This window comes from Rhodococcus sp. GB-02, assembly GCF_053470465.1.
The window spans coordinates 45,875-65,848 of record NZ_JBPUKE010000003.1 but is presented as its reverse complement, the minus strand read 5'-3'; the positions used below and the strand labels follow the sequence as shown (position 1 = coordinate 65,848).

Annotated in this window: 20 protein-coding genes and 2 tRNA genes; 15 read left to right on the top strand and 7 right to left on the bottom strand. The window is 63.8% G+C overall.

Annotation, left to right across the window (positions count from 1 at the left end):
• The first annotated feature begins 36 nt into the window (after nt 1-36).
• Nucleotides 37-498 (top strand): MarR family winged helix-turn-helix transcriptional regulator, encoded by a 462-nt coding sequence (locus tag ACSW29_RS20855; RefSeq protein WP_317829059.1) that lies wholly within the window; start codon nt 37-39, stop codon nt 496-498.
• On the opposite strand, the gene ACSW29_RS20850 is transcribed toward ACSW29_RS20855, so the two are convergent.
• From ACSW29_RS20850 to ACSW29_RS20835, 4 genes are read right to left on the bottom strand one after another with little or no spacing between them, the layout of a single operon-like run.
• Entirely contained in the window at nt 495-1,301 is an 807-nt protein-coding gene (locus ACSW29_RS20850) for an SCO1664 family protein (RefSeq protein WP_448278199.1), read from the bottom strand. The two genes, ACSW29_RS20855 and ACSW29_RS20850, sit on opposite strands and share 4 nt — an antisense overlap.
• A 4-nt stretch (nt 1,302-1,305) precedes the next feature.
• The gene (locus ACSW29_RS20845) at nt 1,306-1,905 is read right to left on the bottom strand and encodes a DUF3090 domain-containing protein (RefSeq protein WP_030537532.1); all 600 of its coding nucleotides are present in this window, start codon (nt 1,903-1,905) and stop codon (nt 1,306-1,308) included.
• Between the two features lie 55 nt (nt 1,906-1,960).
• A complete protein-coding gene (locus tag ACSW29_RS20840) occupies nt 1,961-2,656 on the bottom strand; it encodes a histidine phosphatase family protein (RefSeq protein WP_003946173.1) in 696 nt (231 codons plus the stop codon).
• Between the two features lie 57 nt (nt 2,657-2,713).
• Entirely contained in the window at nt 2,714-3,559 is an 846-nt protein-coding gene (locus ACSW29_RS20835; protein ID WP_230815760.1) for an undecaprenyl-diphosphate phosphatase, read from the bottom strand.
• A 228-nt stretch (nt 3,560-3,787) separates the two neighbouring features.
• On the opposite strand from ACSW29_RS20835, the gene ACSW29_RS20830 reads away from it, so the two are divergent.
• From ACSW29_RS20830 to ACSW29_RS20810, 5 genes are all read left to right on the top strand, one after another.
• Complete coding sequence (locus ACSW29_RS20830) at nt 3,788-4,723, top strand: aldo/keto reductase (RefSeq protein WP_317829061.1); 936 nt, start codon at nt 3,788-3,790, stop codon at nt 4,721-4,723.
• A gap of 92 nt (nt 4,724-4,815) precedes the next feature.
• On the top strand, nt 4,816-5,502 hold the full coding sequence (locus tag ACSW29_RS20825) for a biliverdin-producing heme oxygenase (RefSeq protein WP_283304768.1): 687 nt from the start codon (nt 4,816-4,818) through the stop codon (nt 5,500-5,502).
• A complete protein-coding gene (locus ACSW29_RS20820; RefSeq protein ID WP_448278198.1) occupies nt 5,499-6,506 on the top strand; it encodes a heme/hemin ABC transporter substrate-binding protein in 1,008 nt (335 codons plus the stop codon). Before ACSW29_RS20825 ends, ACSW29_RS20820 begins: the two co-directional genes overlap by 4 nt.
• A 138-nt stretch (nt 6,507-6,644) precedes the next feature.
• The gene (locus tag ACSW29_RS20815) at nt 6,645-7,667 is read left to right on the top strand and encodes a FecCD family ABC transporter permease (protein WP_347873118.1); all 1,023 of its coding nucleotides are present in this window, start codon (nt 6,645-6,647) and stop codon (nt 7,665-7,667) included.
• Nucleotides 7,664-8,527 carry a heme ABC transporter ATP-binding protein gene (locus tag ACSW29_RS20810; protein ID WP_448278197.1) on the top strand — a complete coding sequence of 288 codons (864 nt, stop codon included), beginning with the start codon at nt 7,664-7,666 and terminating at the stop codon, nt 8,525-8,527. Before ACSW29_RS20815 ends, ACSW29_RS20810 begins: the two co-directional genes overlap by 4 nt.
• On the opposite strand, the gene ACSW29_RS20805 is transcribed toward ACSW29_RS20810, so the two are convergent.
• The gene (locus ACSW29_RS20805) at nt 8,508-8,930 is read right to left on the bottom strand and encodes a hypothetical protein (RefSeq protein WP_317829064.1); all 423 of its coding nucleotides are present in this window, start codon (nt 8,928-8,930) and stop codon (nt 8,508-8,510) included. The genes ACSW29_RS20810 and ACSW29_RS20805 overlap by 20 nt on opposite strands.
• Nucleotides 8,931-9,113: 183 nt before the next feature.
• On the opposite strand from ACSW29_RS20805, the gene ACSW29_RS20800 reads away from it, so the two are divergent.
• From ACSW29_RS20800 to ACSW29_RS20790, 3 genes are all read left to right on the top strand, one after another.
• Nucleotides 9,114-10,139, top strand: a complete 1,026-nt coding sequence (locus ACSW29_RS20800) for a hypothetical protein (RefSeq protein WP_448278196.1) — start codon at nt 9,114-9,116, stop codon at nt 10,137-10,139.
• On the top strand, nt 10,139-10,387 hold the full coding sequence (locus ACSW29_RS20795; RefSeq protein ID WP_230815692.1) for a DUF5703 family protein: 249 nt from the start codon (nt 10,139-10,141) through the stop codon (nt 10,385-10,387). Before ACSW29_RS20800 ends, ACSW29_RS20795 begins: the two co-directional genes overlap by 1 nt.
• Nucleotides 10,388-10,462: 75 nt before the next feature.
• The gene (locus ACSW29_RS20790) at nt 10,463-11,533 is read left to right on the top strand and encodes a quinone-dependent dihydroorotate dehydrogenase (RefSeq protein WP_230815693.1); all 1,071 of its coding nucleotides are present in this window, start codon (nt 10,463-10,465) and stop codon (nt 11,531-11,533) included.
• 58 nt (nt 11,534-11,591) lie between these two features.
• On the opposite strand, the gene ACSW29_RS20785 is transcribed toward ACSW29_RS20790, so the two are convergent.
• Together ACSW29_RS20785 and ACSW29_RS20780 are read right to left on the bottom strand one after the other, a co-directional pair.
• Nucleotides 11,592-12,128: a YbhB/YbcL family Raf kinase inhibitor-like protein gene (locus ACSW29_RS20785; RefSeq protein WP_007733394.1), complete on the bottom strand. Its 537-nt coding sequence runs from the start codon at nt 12,126-12,128 to the stop codon at nt 11,592-11,594.
• A 65-nt stretch (nt 12,129-12,193) separates the two neighbouring features.
• Nucleotides 12,194-13,546: a M20/M25/M40 family metallo-hydrolase gene (locus ACSW29_RS20780; RefSeq protein WP_347872799.1), complete on the bottom strand. Its 1,353-nt coding sequence runs from the start codon at nt 13,544-13,546 to the stop codon at nt 12,194-12,196.
• Nucleotides 13,547-13,664: 118 nt separating this feature from the next.
• Between ACSW29_RS20780 and ACSW29_RS20775 the strand changes: the two genes are divergently transcribed.
• From ACSW29_RS20775 to ACSW29_RS20750, 6 genes are all read left to right on the top strand, one after another.
• A tRNA-Leu gene (locus ACSW29_RS20775) sits at nt 13,665-13,750 on the top strand.
• A 162-nt stretch (nt 13,751-13,912) separates the two neighbouring features.
• Nucleotides 13,913-13,998, top strand: a tRNA-Leu gene (locus ACSW29_RS20770).
• Nucleotides 13,999-14,106: 108 nt separating this feature from the next.
• Nucleotides 14,107-15,648: an SDR family NAD(P)-dependent oxidoreductase gene (locus tag ACSW29_RS20765; protein ID WP_074447104.1), complete on the top strand. Its 1,542-nt coding sequence runs from the start codon at nt 14,107-14,109 to the stop codon at nt 15,646-15,648.
• Between the two features lie 180 nt (nt 15,649-15,828).
• Nucleotides 15,829-16,260: a universal stress protein gene (locus ACSW29_RS20760; RefSeq protein WP_448278195.1), complete on the top strand. Its 432-nt coding sequence runs from the start codon at nt 15,829-15,831 to the stop codon at nt 16,258-16,260.
• A gap of 44 nt (nt 16,261-16,304) precedes the next feature.
• Nucleotides 16,305-17,555: a saccharopine dehydrogenase family protein gene (locus ACSW29_RS20755; protein ID WP_317829068.1), complete on the top strand. Its 1,251-nt coding sequence runs from the start codon at nt 16,305-16,307 to the stop codon at nt 17,553-17,555.
• A gap of 152 nt (nt 17,556-17,707) precedes the next feature.
• The gene (locus tag ACSW29_RS20750; protein WP_448278194.1) at nt 17,708-19,891 is read left to right on the top strand and encodes a malate synthase G; all 2,184 of its coding nucleotides are present in this window, start codon (nt 17,708-17,710) and stop codon (nt 19,889-19,891) included.
• Nucleotides 19,892-19,974: the final 83 nt, after the last annotated feature.

Below are 19,974 nucleotides of genomic sequence, written 5' to 3'. Positions count from 1 at the left end.
CAGTATGCTGAGTAATTGCAACCGGAAGGCGAAAACATGAGCAGCGACGGCCTGGACGACTGGCCCACCGGCCGACTGTTGTCCACCGCTGCACGCCTGGTAGAGCACTCGTGGGAGAAGGTTCTGCGGTCTCAGGATATGACTCACGCGGGTCTCATCGTGCTCCATTCGATCGCTGGTGGACCGGCGTCGCAACGCGACATCGCGAAGAATGCCCGGGTCACCGATCAGACGATGAGTCGCACGATCGACCGTCTCGAACGAGCGGGTTACGTCACCCGAGACACCGATCCGCGGGACGAGCGTCGGCGCGTGATCGCGATAACCGACGCCGGCCGACGGACGTACGAGCGACTACTGACGCTCGAGAAGGAAGATGCGGCGTTGACCGTCGGGGTCGGGGATGTCGCCGCGCTGCGAGAACAACTACTGCGATTGGTTCGCTCACCCGGATTGAAGACGGCAACTCGCGAACAGCAGGAAAATTCGGGCGATTAGAAAGCAGGCCAGGGAATCGTTCGATGGCCGTTCGGTTCGGGCATCACAGCGGACTCTGCGAACTGCATCGCCCGCACCGCCAAAGCCACGATCTCTTCCTCGGTGATCAGCCCGGACAACTCGTCTCCGAGACCCCCGTCGAGAGTTGTCGCGAATTCGGCGACGTCGGTAATCAAGGCGCCCGGTACGGGCTGCCCGGCCCACCCCCACAACACCGTCCGCAGCTTGTTCTCCGAGTGAAGACAGATTCCGTGATCAACCCCGTACACCGAGCCGTCGACGCCCTCGAGGGCGTGACCACCCTTGCGGTCGGCATTGTTGATGAGGACGTCCAGAACGGCCATTCGTTGCAGCCGCGGATCGTCCGCATGGATGAGGGAGACGGGTTCACCCTCCGAGTCGAAGGCCTGCAGAACCTCGAACCACCCGGGTGGAACATTACCGGGACTGCACAGGTCGACCATCTCGAGGCCGCCTGATCCGTCCGCGCGGCGATCAACGGTGTCGATCCACCGCTGCACCATTCCTGGACCGAAAGGACCGTCCCGCAACACTGTTCGCGGAATCACTCCCCAGCCCAGCGCCTCGGACACGCGATACGACGCGACCTCACGCCCCGCCAGAGTGCCGTCCGGGAAATCCCACAGGGGACGTTCCCCACGCACCGGCTTGTAGACCACACGGGTGGACTGCTCCCCCAGAGTCGACTCGCACACCAGCGTGGCGTTGCTCGCCGTGGTGATCTGACCGATCAGAGTCAGATCACCCTCGAGCAGAACGTCCGGCGCTCCAGGTTCGGCCACGACGTCAGACCTCGTCGTCGTCTGCGTCGTCGATCGCAAAACCGAAGGACTCGCCGCGGCGGTATCCGTTCGTGCGGATGCAGACGTGTCCCTCGGGCGCCAACGGTTCACCACACAGTGGGCACGGCGCGCGTCCTGCCGCGATGACGCGTTCGGACCGCAGTGAAAATTCGCGCGCTTGCTCAGGTGTCAGAAACACACGGACCGCGTCGGGACCGTCGTCGGCGTCGTCGAGGACAACCGATTCGTCGAACTCCGTCTCGCTGACGGCAAGCAGCTCCACGACGACCGCCCCGGCATCGGCGTCCCAACCGAGCCCCATCGTGCCGACCCGGAACTCCGCGTCGAGTGGTGTGACCAACGGGCTGAGATCGGAGACGTCGTCGGCTTGCGGCGGAACCTCGGTTCCGAACCGGCGATGCACCTCTTCGAGGAGTAGCCCCATGCGATCGGCAAGAACCTGAACCTGCTGCTTCTCGAGCAGCACACTCACCACCCGTGCTTCGTGCACGGCTTGGAGATAGAAAGACCTGTCACCGGGTTCGCCCACCGTTCCTGCGACAAATCGGTCAGGAGTGCGAAATACGTGAATCGCGCGCGACATTGCACCTCCTCGAGTTCGAGCAGAACATCACTGAGTACCCATTATCCGTCACAGCTCACGCACCGACCTCTCCGCCGGGTACGGACTCCTGCGCGGGAGCCGAGCCGTTGGTCGCGGCCTTCGCTGCACCGATCGCTGCGAGCACGTCTCCGGTGTCGTTGACCCGCAGTACGAACGGCAGCGTGGCCGTGTACCGAATCACGCTGACCGAAGCGGGCTCGGCGACGATGCGCTGGAACGAATCGAGGTGCATCGCAAACGCGTCGGCGAGAACCGATTTGATGACGTCACCGTGCGTGCACGCGATCCAGACGACGTCTTTGCCGTGTTCTTCGGCCAGCCGTGCGTCGTGCTCACGGATCGCGGCAACGGCTCGCGCCTGCACCTGGGCCAGTCCTTCACCGCCCGGGAACACCGCACCGGAAGCGTGGCGCTGCACCACTTTCCAGAGCGGTTCCTCCAGCAGTTCCTTGAGAGGGCGGCCCGTCCAGTCGCCGTAGTCGACCTCGATGAGGCGATCCTCCACCACCGGCGTCAGACCACGGTCGACGGCAATGGGGCCGACCGTCTGCTCGCACCGCAACAGCGGCGAGCGGACGATCTCCGCGATGTCCAGACCGACCAGCCGATCGACGACGCCTTCAGCCTGTTTCCGGCCGTGATCGTCGAGTTCCACACCCGGCGTTCGACCGGCCAGGGTATGGGCAGTGTTGGACGTCGACCGCCCGTGCCGCAGTAGGACAACTGTCATTCCACAACCCTAATGGGCGGTGGCCCGACGGACGGGTGGTCGACGCCGAAACGGGCTCTATGTCGCGGACACGACCCCTGTGGCCAGCAGCGCAAGGACGACTACGCCGAGAGCGATTCTGTATCCGACGAACCAGTACATGGAGTGATTCACCACGAAGCGAAGCAGCCAGGCGATTGCTGCGTAGCCGACCGCGAAGGCGATGACGGTCGCCACGAGCAACTGCGGGCCGCTCGCGTTCAGGCCCTCACCTGCCGGTTCGAAAGCGTCCGGAAGGCTGAACAGGCCGGAGGCGAGAACTGCCGGAATCGCCAAGAGGAACGAGTAACGAGCTGCGGCCTCACGGGTGAGCCCGAGGAAGAGACCGGCGCTGATCGTGCCACCGGAGCGCGAGACGCCCGGGATGAGCGCGAGTGCCTGCGCCGAACCCATGATGATGCCGTCGCGCGCTGTGAGCGTTTCGATGGGCCGAGTCTTGCGCCCGTAGTACTCGGCAGCGGCAATGACAAGCGCGAACACGATCAGCATCGTGGCGATCAACCACAGATTGCGTGCGCCGGTACGGATCTGGTCTTTGAAGAAGAAGCCGAGGATGCCGACCGGAATGGTGCCGATGATGACGTACCAACCCATGCGGTAGTCGAGATCGCCCCGGTGCTCGGCGTTGAACACACCCCGGAACCAGGCAGTGATGATCCTCACGATGTCCCGCGCAAAATAGATCAGCACTGCCAGCTCGGTGCCGAGCTGCGTCACCGCGGTGAAGGACGCACCGGCGTCGCTGCCGAAGAATATCTCCGACACGATTCGCAAATGTCCGGAAGACGAGATGGGCAGAAACTCGGTCAATCCCTGCACGAGGCCCAGGATCACGGCCTGGAGCCAGGTCATCGCTTCGCCCATCACTCACCGATCCCGGCTGATTCGAATGGGGTTACTGCACACAGGTTTCGTGTGTCGGGTTCACGTTTCACCGGCGCCACGCTACCGGTGCTCGCTGCCGCACGCCGCGCCCGGCACGTCCGTGTCCGAATACCCCGACTCGGGGCGAGCGCCCACTAGTCTGCACGTGGTGAGATCTCTCGGGTGCCGCACTTGCGCACACGAGTCGGGCGCGAGATGCAGGCGGTTATGAAGCACAGATCTGTCGGAACGAGCGGACTTCGGGTCTCGCGACTTGGACTCGGCACACTGACATGGGGACGCGACACGGACGGCGACGAGGCTGCGGCGCAGCTGCTCGCCTTCGCCGAGGCCGGCGGAACCTTGGTCGACACCTCGCCCGCGTACGGCGCCGGTGCGGCGCAACGGATCCTCGCCGAGTTGCTCGACGACGTCGTTCCGCGTGACGAACTCATCATCAGCTCGAGCGCCGGAATCGATCCCACTCCGATCGGCACCGACCGCGTCGACTGCTCGCGGCGCGGATTGCTCCGCCAACTCGATGCGACTCTTCGTGAACTCGGAACCGACTTCCTCGACATGTGGCAGGTCGCAACCTGGGATCCGCTCACGCCCGTCGACGAGGTTGCAGCAACCCTCGACTACGCGGTCGCGAGCGGCAAGGTGCGGTACGTCGGGGTGCGCGGCTACCTCGGCTGGCAGCTAGCGACGGCCGTCGGAGCCGGTGGCGCAACAACACTCGCCGCGACGCAGGCCGAGTACTCACTGCTCGCACGCGGCGTCGAGGAGGAATTGTTCGCAGCGGCCGCCCATCACGGCGTCGGAGTGTTCGCCGCCGTACCCCTCGCGGGCGGCGTGCTGACCGGCAAATACCGCGACGGCATTCCCGTCGATTCCCGCGGCGCCGACGAAGCACATTCACAGGACGTTCAGAGCTACCTCACCGATTCCTCGATCCGGGTGGTCGACGCCGTCGTTACCGCCGCCGACGGTCTGGGTACTTCCCCACTGGCGGTGGCACTGGCCTGGGCGCGCGATCGTGCCGGGGTGGCCAGTGCCGTCGTCGGTACGCGTGATCTCGCCCAGTTGACAGGAGTACTGGCAACCGAAGAATTGGAACTGCCGAAAGCGATTGCAGCGGCTCTCGACGACGTGAGCGCTTAGTTCGTCCCGCTGATCGAAATACCGAAGGTATCGCCTTGGCGAGGGCAGGCTAACCTAGTAGGCAACGCTTTACTACAGCCTCAGGAGAATCCATGACCACGCTCGACGCAGACAGCCTTTCCGCAGACGCAGGCCCCGCCTTCTCCGAACGAATCAAGACAGAGACGGACGCAGCGCACCGCGAGACCGAGCAGTCGCGTTTCGTGGGTGCTCTGCTCGGCGGTGAGCTGACCACCGCAGGCTATGCCGCGCTTCTGGGACAGACCTACCTCGTCTACACCAGCCTTGAAGAGGCCGGCCGCACACACGCCGACAACGAGTTGGTCACTCCGTTCCTGTCCGAGGATCTGCTGCGGGTGGCTTCACTCGAGGCCGATCTCGAATTCCTGGGCGGACCGAACTGGCGCGACGAACTCGTGGCACTGCCGGCAACCGAGCGCTACATCGCGCGGCTGAAAGAGGTGGCGTTCGACTGGCCCGCCGGCTTCGTCGCACACCATTACTTGCGCTACATGGGCGATCTGTCCGGCGGACAGATCATCCGCCGCATGCTCGAGCGCGCCTACGGATTCGAGACCGACGGACTTCGCTTCTACATCTTCGAAGGCATCCCCAAGCCGAAGCCCTTCAAGGACGATTACCGCTCGAATCTGGATGCACTGCAGATTCCTGCCGAGGAACAGCAGCGTTTCATCGACGAGGTGAATCTGGCGTACCGCCTCAACGGCGACCTGTTCGCCGACCTCGAAGGCGACATCGAGAGCTACCTCGTCAAATGATGAAGCGCTTGGCCGCGGCGGCACTGGTCGCAGCAGCCGGTTTGGGTCTGGTGGCTTGCGGGTCCAGCGATAATTCCACGACATCTCTGGGTGCCCGGACCGCGGTACTGGAAGATTCCGGCCCGGTTCCCGTGTCCGACAACCCGACCGCAACACTGCCCGTGACGGTGAAGAGCTTCGACGGCGTCGACGTGACCATCACCGACAACAGCCGGATCGTTGCGGCCGACCGCTACGGGACGCTCGCGACGACGACGGTGGCGCTCGGCCTCGGTGACAATCTTGTCGGCCGCGACACCGCAGCCAAGTTCCCCGCAGTCGCGGATGTGCCGGTTGTCACGGTCGGCGGCCAATCGCTCAATACCGAGGCGATCCTCGACCTCGATCCCACCGTGGTTCTCACCGACACGAGTATCGGGCCCAAGAGCGTCCAGGATCAGTTGCGTGCCGCCGGTGTTCCAGTCGTCTTCTTCGATCCGACCCGAACACTCGAGGGTGTGCCGGGACAACTCCAGGCCGTCGCCGACGCGCTCGGCGTCCCCGCCCAGGGCGCGGCGCTGGTCGATCGGACGGAATCGGAGATCGATGGAGCTCGTGATCTGGTCCCTACCGAGGGTGATCCACTGAAGATCGCGTTCCTTTACATGCGCGGATCGGCCATCACCATGATCGGCGGTGAAGGGTCCGGAGCAGATTCCTTGATCGAGGCACTCGGCGCCACCGATGCAGGAACCGCCTCGGGCATCACACAACAGTTCGTGCCCATCACCAGCGAGGCGCTCATTGCCGCCGCACCGGACGCCCTGCTCATGATGACGGACGGGTTGGCATCGATCGGCGGTATCGACGGCCTCGAAAAGGTCCCTGGCATTGCTCAGACACCGGCTGGAAAGAACAAACGAGTAGTCGACATGGAGGACGGCGTGTTGCTCAGCTTCGGGCCGAACACCGGACGTGTCATGGCGGCACTTGCCGAAGCGATCTACGAGCCCGGTGGATCGTGAGCAGAGATTTGTGAGTGCTGATTCGTGAGTACAGAAACAGATAGTTCCGACCCAGGTAAGACTGGGTCCGGAACCGAGGATTCACACGACGTCAAGGGCGCCGACAAGTCGGCGTCTGGCCCCGCGTCGCGGTCGCGGGTGAGTGCGGTTCTGATCAGCTTGACTCTCGCTTTGGTGATCGTCGCAGTGCTGTCGGCGTGCATCGGTCAGGTTCCGACGTCGCCACTCGAGGTTTTGGGCAGCATCCTGCACCGCATCGGGCTCGATCTCGGTCCGATGCCCGCACATCCCAGCGGTGAAGTGACCTTGTGGGAGGTTCGTTTCCCCCGCGTCGTGCTCGCCATCTGTGTCGGCGCGGCGCTGGGATGTTCCGGTGCGCTTCTGCAAGGTGTGTTCTCCAATCCGCTGGCCGAGCCCGGAGTGATCGGAGTGTCCGCGGGTGCGGCGGTCGGCGCGAGCGCTGTCATCGTCGTCGGCGGCACGTTCGTGGCCGGTTGGGCTGTAGCTGCCGCGGCGTTCGTCGCCGGACTGGTCACCACCGCTGCGGTGTATCTGCTCGCTCGGCACGAGGGAAGAACCGAAGTGGTGACGCTGGTGCTGACCGGCGTTGCGATCAACGCGTTCGCCGGCGGTCTCATCGCCTTCTTCACCTTCGTCGCCAGCCCGTCTGCTCGCGATCAGATCGTGTTCTGGCAACTCGGCTCACTCAACGGCGCTTCCTGGAACGCAGTCCTGATCGTGGCCCCGATGACCGTCGTCGGGATCGCCGCGACGATGATGATCGCCCCACGCCTGGACCTGCTGGCGCTCGGTGAACACGCGGCCCGTCACCTGGGCGTCAACGTCGAACGGCTGCGCCAGTTCGCGGTACTGATCGTCGCTCTCCTGGTCTCGGCGAGTGTTGCCTTCACCGGCATCATCCTCTTCGTCGGTCTGGTCGTTCCGCACCTGATGCGCATTCTCGTCGGACCTGGCCACCGCGCGCTGATTCCCGCGAGCGCCCTCGCCGGCGCACTGGTTCTGCTGGTCGCAGACCTCGGCTCGCGGTCGCTGATCGACAACGCGGACCTGCCCCTCGGAATGCTGACCGCTCTGGTGGGTGGACCGTTCTTCTTCTGGCTTCTCCGACGCACTCGCGCACAACAGGGCGGGTGGGCATGAGCAACCTCGTACGAAACTGGCGCGAACTCTTCGGCCGCGCCACCCCCGAACCGGAGAGCCCTGGCGTCGGTGATGTCACCCTCGAGGCACGCGACATCACCGTCGAGCGCGGTGGTCGGCACATTCTCGAAGGCGTGTCCATCGAAGTCCGGGCCGGAGAAGTCGTCGTCCTCGTCGGACCGAACGGCGCCGGTAAGTCGACACTTCTTGCGGCGTTGGCCGGTGATCAGCCCGTCGTCGCCGGGCGGGTGGACGTCGACGGCACCGACCTCACTCAGTGGTCGCCGATCGACATGGCGCGCCGGCGCGCGGTGCTCCCCCAGAAACACACCATCGGATTTTCGTTCAGTGCTCGCCAGGTCGTTCGCATGGGACGCGCACCCTGGGCCGGAACTCGCCGAGAAGACCGCGACGGCGCTGCCATCACCGCGGCGATGAAGACCTGCGATGTCGAGGGGTTCGCCAATCGGCCGTTTGCCGTGCTGTCCGGCGGCGAGCAGGCGCGAGTCGCACTTGCGCGGGTACTGGCGCAGGAGACGTCGACCATCCTGCTGGACGAACCGACGGCAGCACTCGATCTCGGACACCAGGAGGCGGTGATGTCCGTGGCGCGCGCCCGCGCTGCGGACGGCGATGCCGTCGTCGTCGTGTTGCACGATCTCGCATTGGCTGCGGCGTACGCGGATCGGATCGTCGTGCTCGAAAATGGCCGCATCGCCGCTGACGGTCCCCCGGGATCGGTGCTGCACGAAGAGCTTCTGACCCGCGTCTACGGATATCCGGTCGAGGTGTTCCCGCATCCGAAGACCGGAGCAACCCTGGTGATCCCGCGCCGAGAATTCACCGAACAGAATCGATGATCGATCCCAGCCTGTTGAGGACGGCTCTCACCGTCGGCAGGCTGCGACCGTCGCCTTCACGAACTCCGTCACCGGGACCGGGCTGTGACCAATCAGTCTCCGTCGACAGAACTGCGTCGCGGACCACACCGGCGATGCTTCGCTCGTCGGTCAGATCGATATCGGTCACCGATCGCTCGGCCGTAGCGATGACATCCGACGGGGTCGGCACACTGTGCTCGCAGTATTCGCCGTAAACCTCGACGAACAACACGCTCTTGCGTACGCGGAACGCGAAAGTCCGACCGTCGGACCTGCCGAAACCATGTGCGTGAGCGCCGACGGTGAGGTCCTCGATCTCGAAGCCCGGCCGCGCCGGTTCGGGCGACTGCGCGCCGGAATCGGTGGGTTCTGTGGGAATCACAATGATCTCCTCGGTGATTGCAGCGTCAACCGCAATCGCTGTTCGTACGGTATCGCGTCAAGGGTGTGAGCGGAATGGTCGGTAGTTCCTCGACGCGATGAACGGCGCCCGACTGCGATCAGGGATGATCGATGACAGTCGCACTGCGTGAAGAACAGATGACAAGAAAACGAGGAACTACACATGGCTCGCCTAGGGATCCGCACCACTGCAGCAGCAATGGGGGCGGCGGTTCTGCTGGTCACAGGATGTTCTTCCGGAGATGGCGGAGATGACCTCATCACGATCGATCCCGCTACGGCCGCGGTCTCGCCGGCCACCACCAGCACCCCGGACGGCGTGGTTCACCCGTATTCAGGTCTGATCGATTCCATCACATTCGACCCGATCACGCGCAGCGCTGTGGTGGTTGCCAACAACCCACGCTCGGTGCTGGTCGTTCCTGCGGACAGCTTGGCCGGCGCCGACCCCGCCTCTGCAGGTCGTCCGACAGCCCTGGATTCCGACGTACGCGACGTTTCGATCGCCGCTGACGGCAACGCGCTGCTGTCGATGGATCGCCAGGTAGTGAAGCTGAATCTGGCCTCAGGCGAACAGACGACCATCCCGGTCGACGGCCAGGCGAACTCCGCGGTCGAACTCACCGACGGCCGCATCGCGATCGGCACAGACAATGGTTCAGTTCACATCGTCGACCCGAAGACCGATCAGTCACAGAAGGTTTCGGGATTCGCATCCGTCGACGAACTTGCGGTCACCGGCGACAACTTGAGCGCCCTCGATCACCGTCAGACCTCGCTGACGGCGATCAATCTCGAAGACGGCAAACTCGGCGTCGCTCTCCGTGCCGGTGAGGGCGCAACTCATCTGGCCACCGATCGCTTCGGACGCATTCTGGTCACCGACACCACCGGCAACGAACTGCTCGTCTTCACTGCCGATCCGCTCCTGATGCACCAGCGCTACCCCGTCGGCGAGTCACCGTACGCCGTTGCCTACGACGAAACCGCGGATCGCGTGTGGGTCACGCTGACCGCGACCAACGAGGTAGTCGGCTTCGACCTGTCGTCCGGCATCCCTGTGGAGACCGGACGGTTCAAGACGGTGCGACAGCCGAATTCGTTGGCCGTAGACTCTTCCAACGGCAATCTGATCGTCGGATCGGCTACCGGTGACGGGCTGCAGGTCATCCCGTCACGGGAGAACTGATGGAAAAGCGTGCGCGCGGGATCCCCGCGCCGTGGGAAACGTCGGACGACAAGTTCGACTACGTGCCACTCCGGCTACCGCCGAACGTTTCGCGGGTCACGGCGTCGATGCGGCTGGCGATCTCCGCCGAGTTCGGCGGGTGGGAACTCTCCCGCGTTCGTCTCTACCCCGACGGCAGCCGACGTGTGCTACTCAAGCGCAAGAAGACGCCGCTGCACGTGACCGATCCGGACGGCATTCAGCACTGATCGTTCGAGATACGAACAAGATCCGCCGCCGTCGAAGCCGCTGACAACATCACACCACCGAAGAGCTGGAGAATCGTGTACCAACTGCTGCTGAGCCTGATGTTCCGTGTACCACCGGAACGCATCCACCACATTGCCTTCACCGCGATGAAACTGGTGACACGGTTCGCCCCCCTTCGCTGGCTGGTCTCGAAAGTTCTTGTAGTCGACGACCCGGTATTGCGCAGTCAGGCGTTCGGTCTGACGTTCCCGGCACCTCTCGGCCTGGCGGCCGGGTTCGACAAGGACGCCACCGGAGTCGACGCCTGGGGCCCGTTGGGCTTTGGTTTCGCCGAGGTCGGAACCGTGACGGCCCAGGCTCAGCCCGGTAACCCCGCGCCGCGTCTGTTCCGGCTTCCGGCCGACCACGCTCTGATCAACCGGATGGGCTTCAACAATCACGGCGCCGGTCATGCAGCCAACTTCCTGCGGCAGCGCCGCGTCACGGTGCCGATCGGCGCGAACATCGGCAAGACCAAGATCGTCGAAGCCGCCGACGCCGCTGCCGACTACACCGCCAGCGCGCAGCTTCTGGGTCCGCTGGCCGACTTCATGGTCGTGAATGTCAGCTCGCCGAACACACCTGGACTCCGTGATCTGCAGGCCGTCGAATCACTGCGCCCGATCCTGCAGGCCGTGCTCGACACCGTCAGCGTGCCGGTACTGGTGAAGATCGCTCCCGATCTCTCCGACGAGGACGTCGACGCTGTCGCCGATCTGGCAGTCGAACTAGGACTTGCCGGAATCGTCGCGACCAACACCACGATCCGCCGCGACGGATTGAAGACCCCGGACGCCGAGGTTGCTGCACTCGGCGCGGGCGGGCTGTCCGGCGCACCGGTTGCGGAGCGCTCGCTCGAGGTACTTCGGCGGCTGTACGCCCGAGTCGGCGACAAGATGACCATCATCTCGGTCGGCGGTATCGAGACAGCCGATCAGGCGTGGGAGCGCATCCTCGCCGGCGCGACGCTGGTGCAGGGATACACCGGCTTCATCTACGGCGGACCCTTCTGGGCCCGCAGCATCCACAAAGGCATTGCCAAGCGCGTGCGCGCAGCGGGCTTCTCGTCAATTGCCCAGGCAGTCGGAGCTGAGAACCCTCGTTAGAAACTGCTGTTCGCCTTTGTTAACCGCCCGCGGTTAACAAAGGCGAACAGCGGGGTGATTATTCGACCTCGAACGTCCCGGTCAGGGTTGCACGCGCAATCGCGTGATGGAACACGTTGAAACCGAGGAACGCCGGCGACGAGTCAGGGGTGACTCCGTCGAGCGTCTCCACGTCGAGGGCATGAACCGCGACGATGTAGCGATGCGGACCGTGTCCGGGAGGCGGGCCTGCCCCGATGAAACCGAATCCGCCGCCGTCGTGGCGGAGGGTGACGGTTCCCGCGGGCAGGACATCGCTGTCCGCCGCGCCGGCACCAGCGGGGAGTTCGGTGACGGAAGCGGGGATGTTCGCCACGGCCCAGTGCCAGAACCCCGACGCAGTCGGTGCGTCCGGATCGAACACTGTCACGACGAAGCTCTTCGTCTCGGCCGGAAAGCCCGACCACGAGAGCTGCGGTGAGATGTCTTCGCCACCGGGGACACCGAAGGCTCCACTGGCCTGAGCAAGCTTCAGCGGCTGGCCCGCAGTGATGTCGTCACTGGTCAACTCGAAACTCGGCAACTTCGGCAATGGTTCGTACGGATCGTGCGCCATGCGAATCCTTTCTGTGACAAGAGAGCTCGATGTGCGTCGAGCTCACGGATCTATCCACGTGCTCGTCAGGAATTGAGCAGGAAATGTTCCAGAACACGTGTCCCGAACAGTAGTGCGTCCACCGGAACCCGCTCGTCGACGCCGTGGAACAGCGCACTGAAATCGAGCTCGGGCGGCAACTGCAACGGTGCGAAGCCGAAGCAGCGAATGCCCAGTTTCGCGAATGCCTTCGCATCGGTTCCGCCGGAGAGCATGTACGGAACTGTGCGAGCCTCCGGATCATGGGCGAGGATCGCCTCGTTCATCGCGTCGACGAGATGGCCGTCGAACGTCGTCTCGTACGAATCCAGCTTGGTGATCCACTCGCGGGTCACGTCGGGGCCGATCAGTTGATCCACCGTGCGCTCGAATTCGGCCTGACGTCCCGGCAGCACGCGGCAGTCGAAGACCGCCTCGGCCGTCTGCGGAATGACGTTTGCCTTGTATCCGGCCTTGAGCATCGTCGGGTTCGCGGTGTCACGGAACGTCGCGCCGATGATGTTGGCGATCGTGCCCAGCTTCGCGAGGGTCCCGTCGATGTCGGGTGATCCCGGATCGAAGTCCAATCCGGTCTCCTCGCCGACGGCGGTGAGGAACTCGGCAACCGAATCCGAGATCACGATCGGGAACTGGTGGGCAGCAAGCCTCGAGACAGCGCCGGCGAGTGTCGCGACCGCGTTGTCGTCGTGGAGGAAGGAGCCGTGCCCGGCGCGTCCCTTGGCGGTCAGACGCATCCACCCGAGACCTTTTTCCGCAGTCTCCACGAGGTAGAGCCGGCGGTCGGTTCCGTCAGGCCGCGGAACCGTCAGCGAGAAGCCGCCGACCTCACCGACGGCTTCGGTCACTCCCTCGAACAGATCCGGGCGGTTCTCGACCAGCCACTGGCAGCCGTACTTTCCGCCCGCTTCCTCGTCCGCCACGAAGGCGAACACCAGATCACGCGGCGGTACGACGCCTTCCGCCTTGAACTGTCTGGCGAGGGCCAGGATCATCCCGACCATGTCCTTCATGTCCACGGCGCCGCGCCCCCAGACGTAACCGTCCTGGACGGTGCCGGCAAAGGGGTGCACGCTCCAGTCGGCGGGCTCGGCCGGGACGACGTCGAGGTGACCGTGAAGCATCAGCGCACCGCGACCCGACTCGGCTCCCTTCAAGCGAGCAAAAACGTTCCCGCGTCCGGGTGCGCCGGACTCGACGTATTCCGTCTCGTAACCGACTTCTTGAAGCTGCGCGGCAACCCACTCCGCGCACGCACGCTCGCCCTTGGTGGTTTCGAGTTCTCCCGTGTTCGAGGTGTCGAAGCGAATGAGGGAACTGACCAGTTCGACTACTTCTGCTTCGGCTCTGCTCGGATTCGGATTATTCGGGGTTGTGGTCATTCCACTTTCCTACCATCGAATCAAACGACGCGGGCGACCGGAATGCCCCGCAACCTGGCGATTTGGGGCAGCTCACCTAATCGGATACTCTTTCCCAGCACCGAGAAATCGGGGCCGAGTCCGAGTGGCGGAATGGCAGACGCGCTAGCTTGAGGTGCTAGTGTCCTATTAACGGACGTGGGGGTTCAAGTCCCCCCTCGGACACTCGAATACAGCAGAAAGACCCCAGCCTGATCAGGCTGGGGTCTTTCTGCTGTGCGCCTTTATTAACCCCCGGCGGTTAGTAAAGGTGCACAGTAATGGGGCGATTTGGGACCTGGGGATGGCATCGGATACTCTTTCCCAGCACCGAGAAATCGGGGCCGAGTCCGAGTGGCGGAATGGCAGACGCGCTAGCTTGAGGTGCTAGTGTCCTATTAACGGACGTGGGGGTTCAAGTCCCCCCTCGGACACTCTGTGTTGAGACAGACAGGAAAAGCTCCGGTTCATCGAACCGGAGCTTTTCTCGTAATTGGCGAAGTTCCCGAACCAGGGAGCAGTCCGCGCGAGCGGCGATCGAGATGGAACAGAAGTTCGAAGTGGATACAGACACCAAGAAGTCGGATGCACTGCAGGCAGATTCGCTGGAAACAGCCGATTCAGAATCTGCGCGAGCCGAACTCACCGGACTCGACCCCGCAGAACTCGAAATCTGCTTGAAGGTCCTTTCCGAAGCCGCCGAACTCGACGACGAGCATCCCGATTCGATCACCATGCAGCGCGCTGTCGGCCATCTGTTCAAGCGACTCAAGAAGAAGCGCCGCCTCGCTTCGCGCGCAGCCGTCAACGAAGCCGACCGCCAAGTAGTCGCCGCGACGGCGACCGGTTCACCCGATCGCATCGACGACGAAACCGCCGGCATTCCGATCAAGTCGAACACCGCGGGCGCTTCCGCCGGCACGCTCATCAAGGCGCGGCCGTGCTACATCTGCAAGCAGCGCTACACCGCAGTCGACGCCTTCTACCACCAACTGTGCCCCGATTGCGCTGCCACCAGCCGCAGCAAACGTGACGCGAGCACTGATCTCACCGGCCGACGCGCACTTCTCACCGGCGGCCGCGCGAAGATCGGCATGTACATCGCGTTGCGCCTGCTGCGTGACGGTGCACATCTGACGATCACGACGCGATTCCCCAACGATGCGATCCGCCGATTCAAGGCGATGGAAGACAGCAACGACTGGATTCATCGTCTTCGCATCGTCGGCATCGACCTCCGCGACCCCGCCCAGGTTGTTGCACTCGCGGATTCTGTTGCCGCACAGGGTCCACTCGACATCCTCATCAACAACGCCGCACAAACAGTTCGACGCTCCCCCGGTGCTTACGGCGCTTTGGTGGACGCCGAGTCCGGTGCACTACCTGCCGGTGAACTGCCAGATGTCCTGACCTTCGGCAAGACGAGCGACGCTCACCCCGCGGCGCTGGCCGGATCGCTGTCGGACGTCGCGAGTATCACCTCCGGAAATCTCTCGGCCGACGCGGTCAGCTCGCTCGCTCTCGTCGCCAAGTCGGCGTCGCCCGATCGCATCGAGCAGGGCATCGCCATCGACGCGGGCGGGCTGCTGCCCGACCTCGCGCACACCAACAGCTGGGTCCAGACCGTCGAAGAGGTCGATCCGATCGAGCTTCTCGAAGTCCAGCTCTGCAACTCGGTCGCGCCCTTCATCCTCGTTTCGCGCTTGCGTCCGTCGATGGCCGCGGCCGCTGCACGACGCAAGTACGTCGTGAATGTTTCCGCCATGGAGGGCCAGTTCAGCCGCGCGTACAAGGGGCCCGGCCACCCGCACACCAACATGGCCAAGGCAGCACTGAACATGCTGACCCGCACCAGCTCCAAGGAAATGCTCGACGACGGCATCCTCATGACCGCCGTCGACACCGGCTGGATCACCGACGAACGCCCGCACTTCACCAAGATGCGTCTGGCCGACGAAGGTTTTCACGCACCACTCGACCTCGTCGACGGTGCCGCCCGCGTCTACGACCCCATCGTTCAGGGTGAACTGGGCGTCGACCTACACGGCTGCTTCCTCAAGGACTACAAACCTTCGCCGTGGTGATGGGTGGCACGCCGCCTTCGTGATGGGCGGCACGCCGCCTTCGTGATGGGCGGCACGCCCGCGCCCCGTTGTGGCGATTTCGTCACCGCCAAACCCCCGTGTCGAGCAGCTCATTTCAGGTAGGGCACAGCATTGCAGGCGATAATGGACTGCGAACCTGCTCACCGACTCGGAGGAACCATGCCGATCGCCGTCGTACACAAGGACAGCCCGGAAGGCCGCGCCGCAATCGTGGCCGCTGCACGGGAATCCGTGGGTCGAAGCGAGGAACTCCTGGTTCTGCACGTCCTGGACGACGTCAACATCGGAGACACCGTCAGCATCGGAAACACCGAGGATGATCGGGCCGCTCTTCGCGGCGAGATCCAGTCGGCACTCGACGCCGGTGGATTCTCGGAGACGAAGTGGGATCTGCGCACCACCGAGCACGACGGCGATCCGGTGACCGCGCTCGTGAACCTGGTCCACGGCGCGGGTGTCGATCTCCTGATCGTCGGAACACGCCGGATGTCCCCCATCGGCAAGTTCCTCCTCGAACGCCCGCTGCAGCGTCTCCTGCTCGAAGTGGAGGCTCCGATCCTCGTCGTCAAGGAACCCCTCCCTGCTGAGTGACCTCGGTCACATCACTTTCGAGTGCGCGTTTGTAGGCTGGCTCCATGACTGGAACCTCGCCCGCCCGAGAACTCGACATCATCGTCTACGGAGCGAGCGGCTTCGTCGGAAAGCTACTCGCCGACTACCTCGTCAAACATGCTCCCGAAGGCACGAAAATCGGCCTCGGTGGCCGCTCCCTCGAGAAGTTGGCAGCCACTCGCGCCGATCTGGGTACCGCCGCTGCCGATCTCCCCCTGATCATCGCCGACGCCGACGACGCCACCGCATTGAAGGCGCTCGCGCAGCGAACTCGGGTCGTCGCCACCACGGTCGGCCCGTACGCCAAGTACGGTCACACCCTTGTTCACGAATGCGCCTCCGCCGGAACTCATTACGTTGATCTCACCGGAGAGGTGCTGTTCCATCGCGAGAGCATCGACGCCAATCACGAGCTCGCGGTCTCGACCGGCGCAAAGATCGTGCATTCCTGCGGATTCGATTCCATCCCTTCCGATCTCGGAGTTCACGTCCTCCACGAGAAGGTCGCCGCCGACGGCGCCGGCGAGCTCACCGACACAACCCTGGTGGTCACGGCACTGCGCGGCGGCGTCAGCGGTGGCACGATCGATTCGCTTCGCAACCAGATCGACGTGTCGAAAGACGATGCGCGCCTGCGGAAACTCGCCGCCTCGCCGTACTCACTGAGCCCCGATCGTGATCGGGAGCCCGAACTCGGACGCCAGAGCGACGTGAGCGTGGTCGACGGCAAGAAGATCGATCCTTCGCTGAAGGGGTGGAAGGCACCGTTCGTGATGGCGTCGTACAACACACGAGTCGTCCGTCGCAGCAATGCGCTCCGAGAGTGGGCGTACGGCAAGAAGTTCAAGTACAGCGAGGTGATGAGTGTCGGTTCTTCGGTGGTGTCACCGGTAATCGCGGGCGGAGTGGCGGTCGGCCTCGGTGCGCTGGTCGCCGGACTCGCCCTTCCCCCGACGCGCTTCCTTCTCGACAAGGTATTGCCGGCTCCCGGCGAAGGTCCGAGCGAGAGCACCCAGAAGAAGGGGCACTTCACGCTCGATGTGTTCACCACGACCACGACCGGCGCTCGATACACCTCACGAGTGAAGGCGAAGGGCGACCCGGGATACAGCGCGACGGCGGTAATGCTCGGCGAATCTGCGTTGTCGTTGGCGAAGGACCACAAGGATCTCCCCCCGGCCACCGGCGTTTTGACACCCGCGACAGCGCTCGGCGACGTCCTGGTCGAGCGTCTACGCGCGGCTGGTTTCGAGATTTCCGCACGCAAACTCTAGACAGAACGAATTTCACTTGATCGTTTCAGCTCTTCGCGCCCGATTATCGCAGCTCAGGGCGCGGACAGCGGTGGGAATACTCCCAGGTAACATTGATGTTGGTTCATGGCATCCATATGTGGTGCTCCGCTTTCGGAAAAGTGAGGCTATTCATGACTGAGCGCGTTCAGGTCGGCAGTCTTCAGGTTGCCAAGGTTCTCTACGACTTCGTGGTCGAGGAGGCTCTTCCCGGCACCGGTGTAGATGGCGAGACGTTCTGGGCCGGCGCCGACAAGGTCATCACCGAGCTCGCACCGAAGAACCGCGACTTGCTTGCCAAGCGTGACGATCTGCAGGCTCAGATCGATCAGTGGCATCGCGATCATGCCGGCGCTCCCATCGACGCCGCCGCATACAAGGCGTTCCTGCAGGAGATCGGTTACCTCCTGCCGACGCCTGCCGAATTCTCGGTCACCACAGCGAACGTCGACACTGAGATCACCTCGACGGCCGGCCCGCAGTTGGTCGTGCCGATCCTCAACGCGCGCTTCGCACTCAACGCGTCCAACGCCCGCTGGGGTTCGTTGTACGACGCGCTGTACGGCACCAACGCCATCTCCGAGGAGAACGGCGCCGAGAAGGGTTCCGGCTACAACAAGGTCCGCGGCGACAAGGTCATCGCCTGGGCACGTGAATTCCTCGATGCGGCAGCACCTCTCGCGTCAGGATCGCATGCAGATTCAACCAAGTACGTTGTCGACGGCAGTGAACTGAAGATCACGTTGGCAGACGGTACTGTCACCACGCTCGCCCAGCCGGAGAAGTTCGTCGGCTACCTCGGAGAGAAGGACGCACCCACGAGCATCCTGCTGCTCAACAACGGCCTGCATGCCGAGATTCAGATCGACGCCTCGTCCCCGATCGGCAGCACCGACGCTGCGGGCGTCAAGGACGTCGTTCTCGAATCCGCCGTCACCACGATCATGGACTTCGAGGACTCGGTCGCCGCTGTCGACGCCGACGACAAGGTTGTCGGTTACCGAAACTGGTTGGGTCTCAATCGCGGTGACCTGTCCGAGGAGATCAAGAAGGGCGCCAAGTCCTTCACCCGCACGCTCAACGGCGACCGTAAGTACACCGCCGTCGACGGCAGCGAACTCAGCCTGCACGGTCGTTCGCTCCTGTTCGTCCGCAACGTCGGTCACCTCATGACCAACCCCGCGATCCTCGACGCCGACGGCAACGAGGTCCCCGAGGGCATCCTCGACGCCTTGATCACCAGTGCCTGTGCAGTGCACGGCCTCTCGATCAGTGACGCCAACGGCCCGCTCGACAACAGCCGCACCGGCTCGATCTACATCGTCAAGCCCAAGCAGCACGGTCCCGAGGAAGTTGCCTTCACCACCGAACTGTTCGGTCGTGTCGAGCAGGTCCTCGGGCTTCCGGAGAACACCCTCAAGGTCGGCATCATGGACGAGGAGCGTCGTACGACGGTCAACCTCGCTGCCTGCATCAAGGAAGCCAGCGACCGCGTGGTGTTCATCAACACCGGCTTCCTCGACCGCACCGGCGACGAGATCCACACGTCCATGGAAGCCGGCGCGATGGTGCGCAAGGCCGAGATGAAGAAGCAGAAGTGGATCGGCGCCTACGAGGACTGGAACGTCGACACCGGTCTGGCGTGCGGTCTGCAGGGCAAGGCGCAGATCGGCAAGGGCATGTGGGCCATGACCGAGTTGATGGCGGACATGCTCGAGCAGAAGATCGGCCACCCCAAGGCCGGCGCCAACACCGCGTGGGTTCCGTCGCCGACCGGCGCAACGCTGCACGCGACGCACTACCATCACGTCGACGTGTTCGCTGTTCAGGACAGCCTGAAGGGTAAGCCTCGCGCAAGCGTCGACGACATCCTGACCATCCCGCTCGCTCCCAGCACCGACTGGACGGATGCGGAGAAGAAGGAAGAGCTCGACAACAACTGCCAGTCCATCCTCGGTTACGTCGTCCGCTGGATCGACGCGGGCGTCGGCTGCTCCAAGGTTCCCGACATCCACGATGTCGCGCTCATGGAGGATCGCGCCACGCTGCGCATCTCGAGCCAGCTGCTCGCCAACTGGCTGCGTCACGGCATCGTCAGCGAGAGCGACGTTGTCAGTGCACTCGAGCGCATGGCCCCGGTTGTCGACCGTCAGAACGAGGGCGACGCCGAGTACCGCAACATGGCACCTGATTTCGATTCCAACATCGCGTTCCAGGCTGCCAAGGAACTCATCCTCGAAGGCGCGAAGCAGCCCAGCGGATACACGGAGCCGATCCTGCATCGCCGCCGCCGCGAGTACAAGGCTGCCAACGCCTGATTTCCCCTTCTTCGAACTCGAAGCTGAACCCGAACAGCCTCGGCACCGCTCCCGGTGCCGAGGCTGTTCGCGTAGGCCCCGAA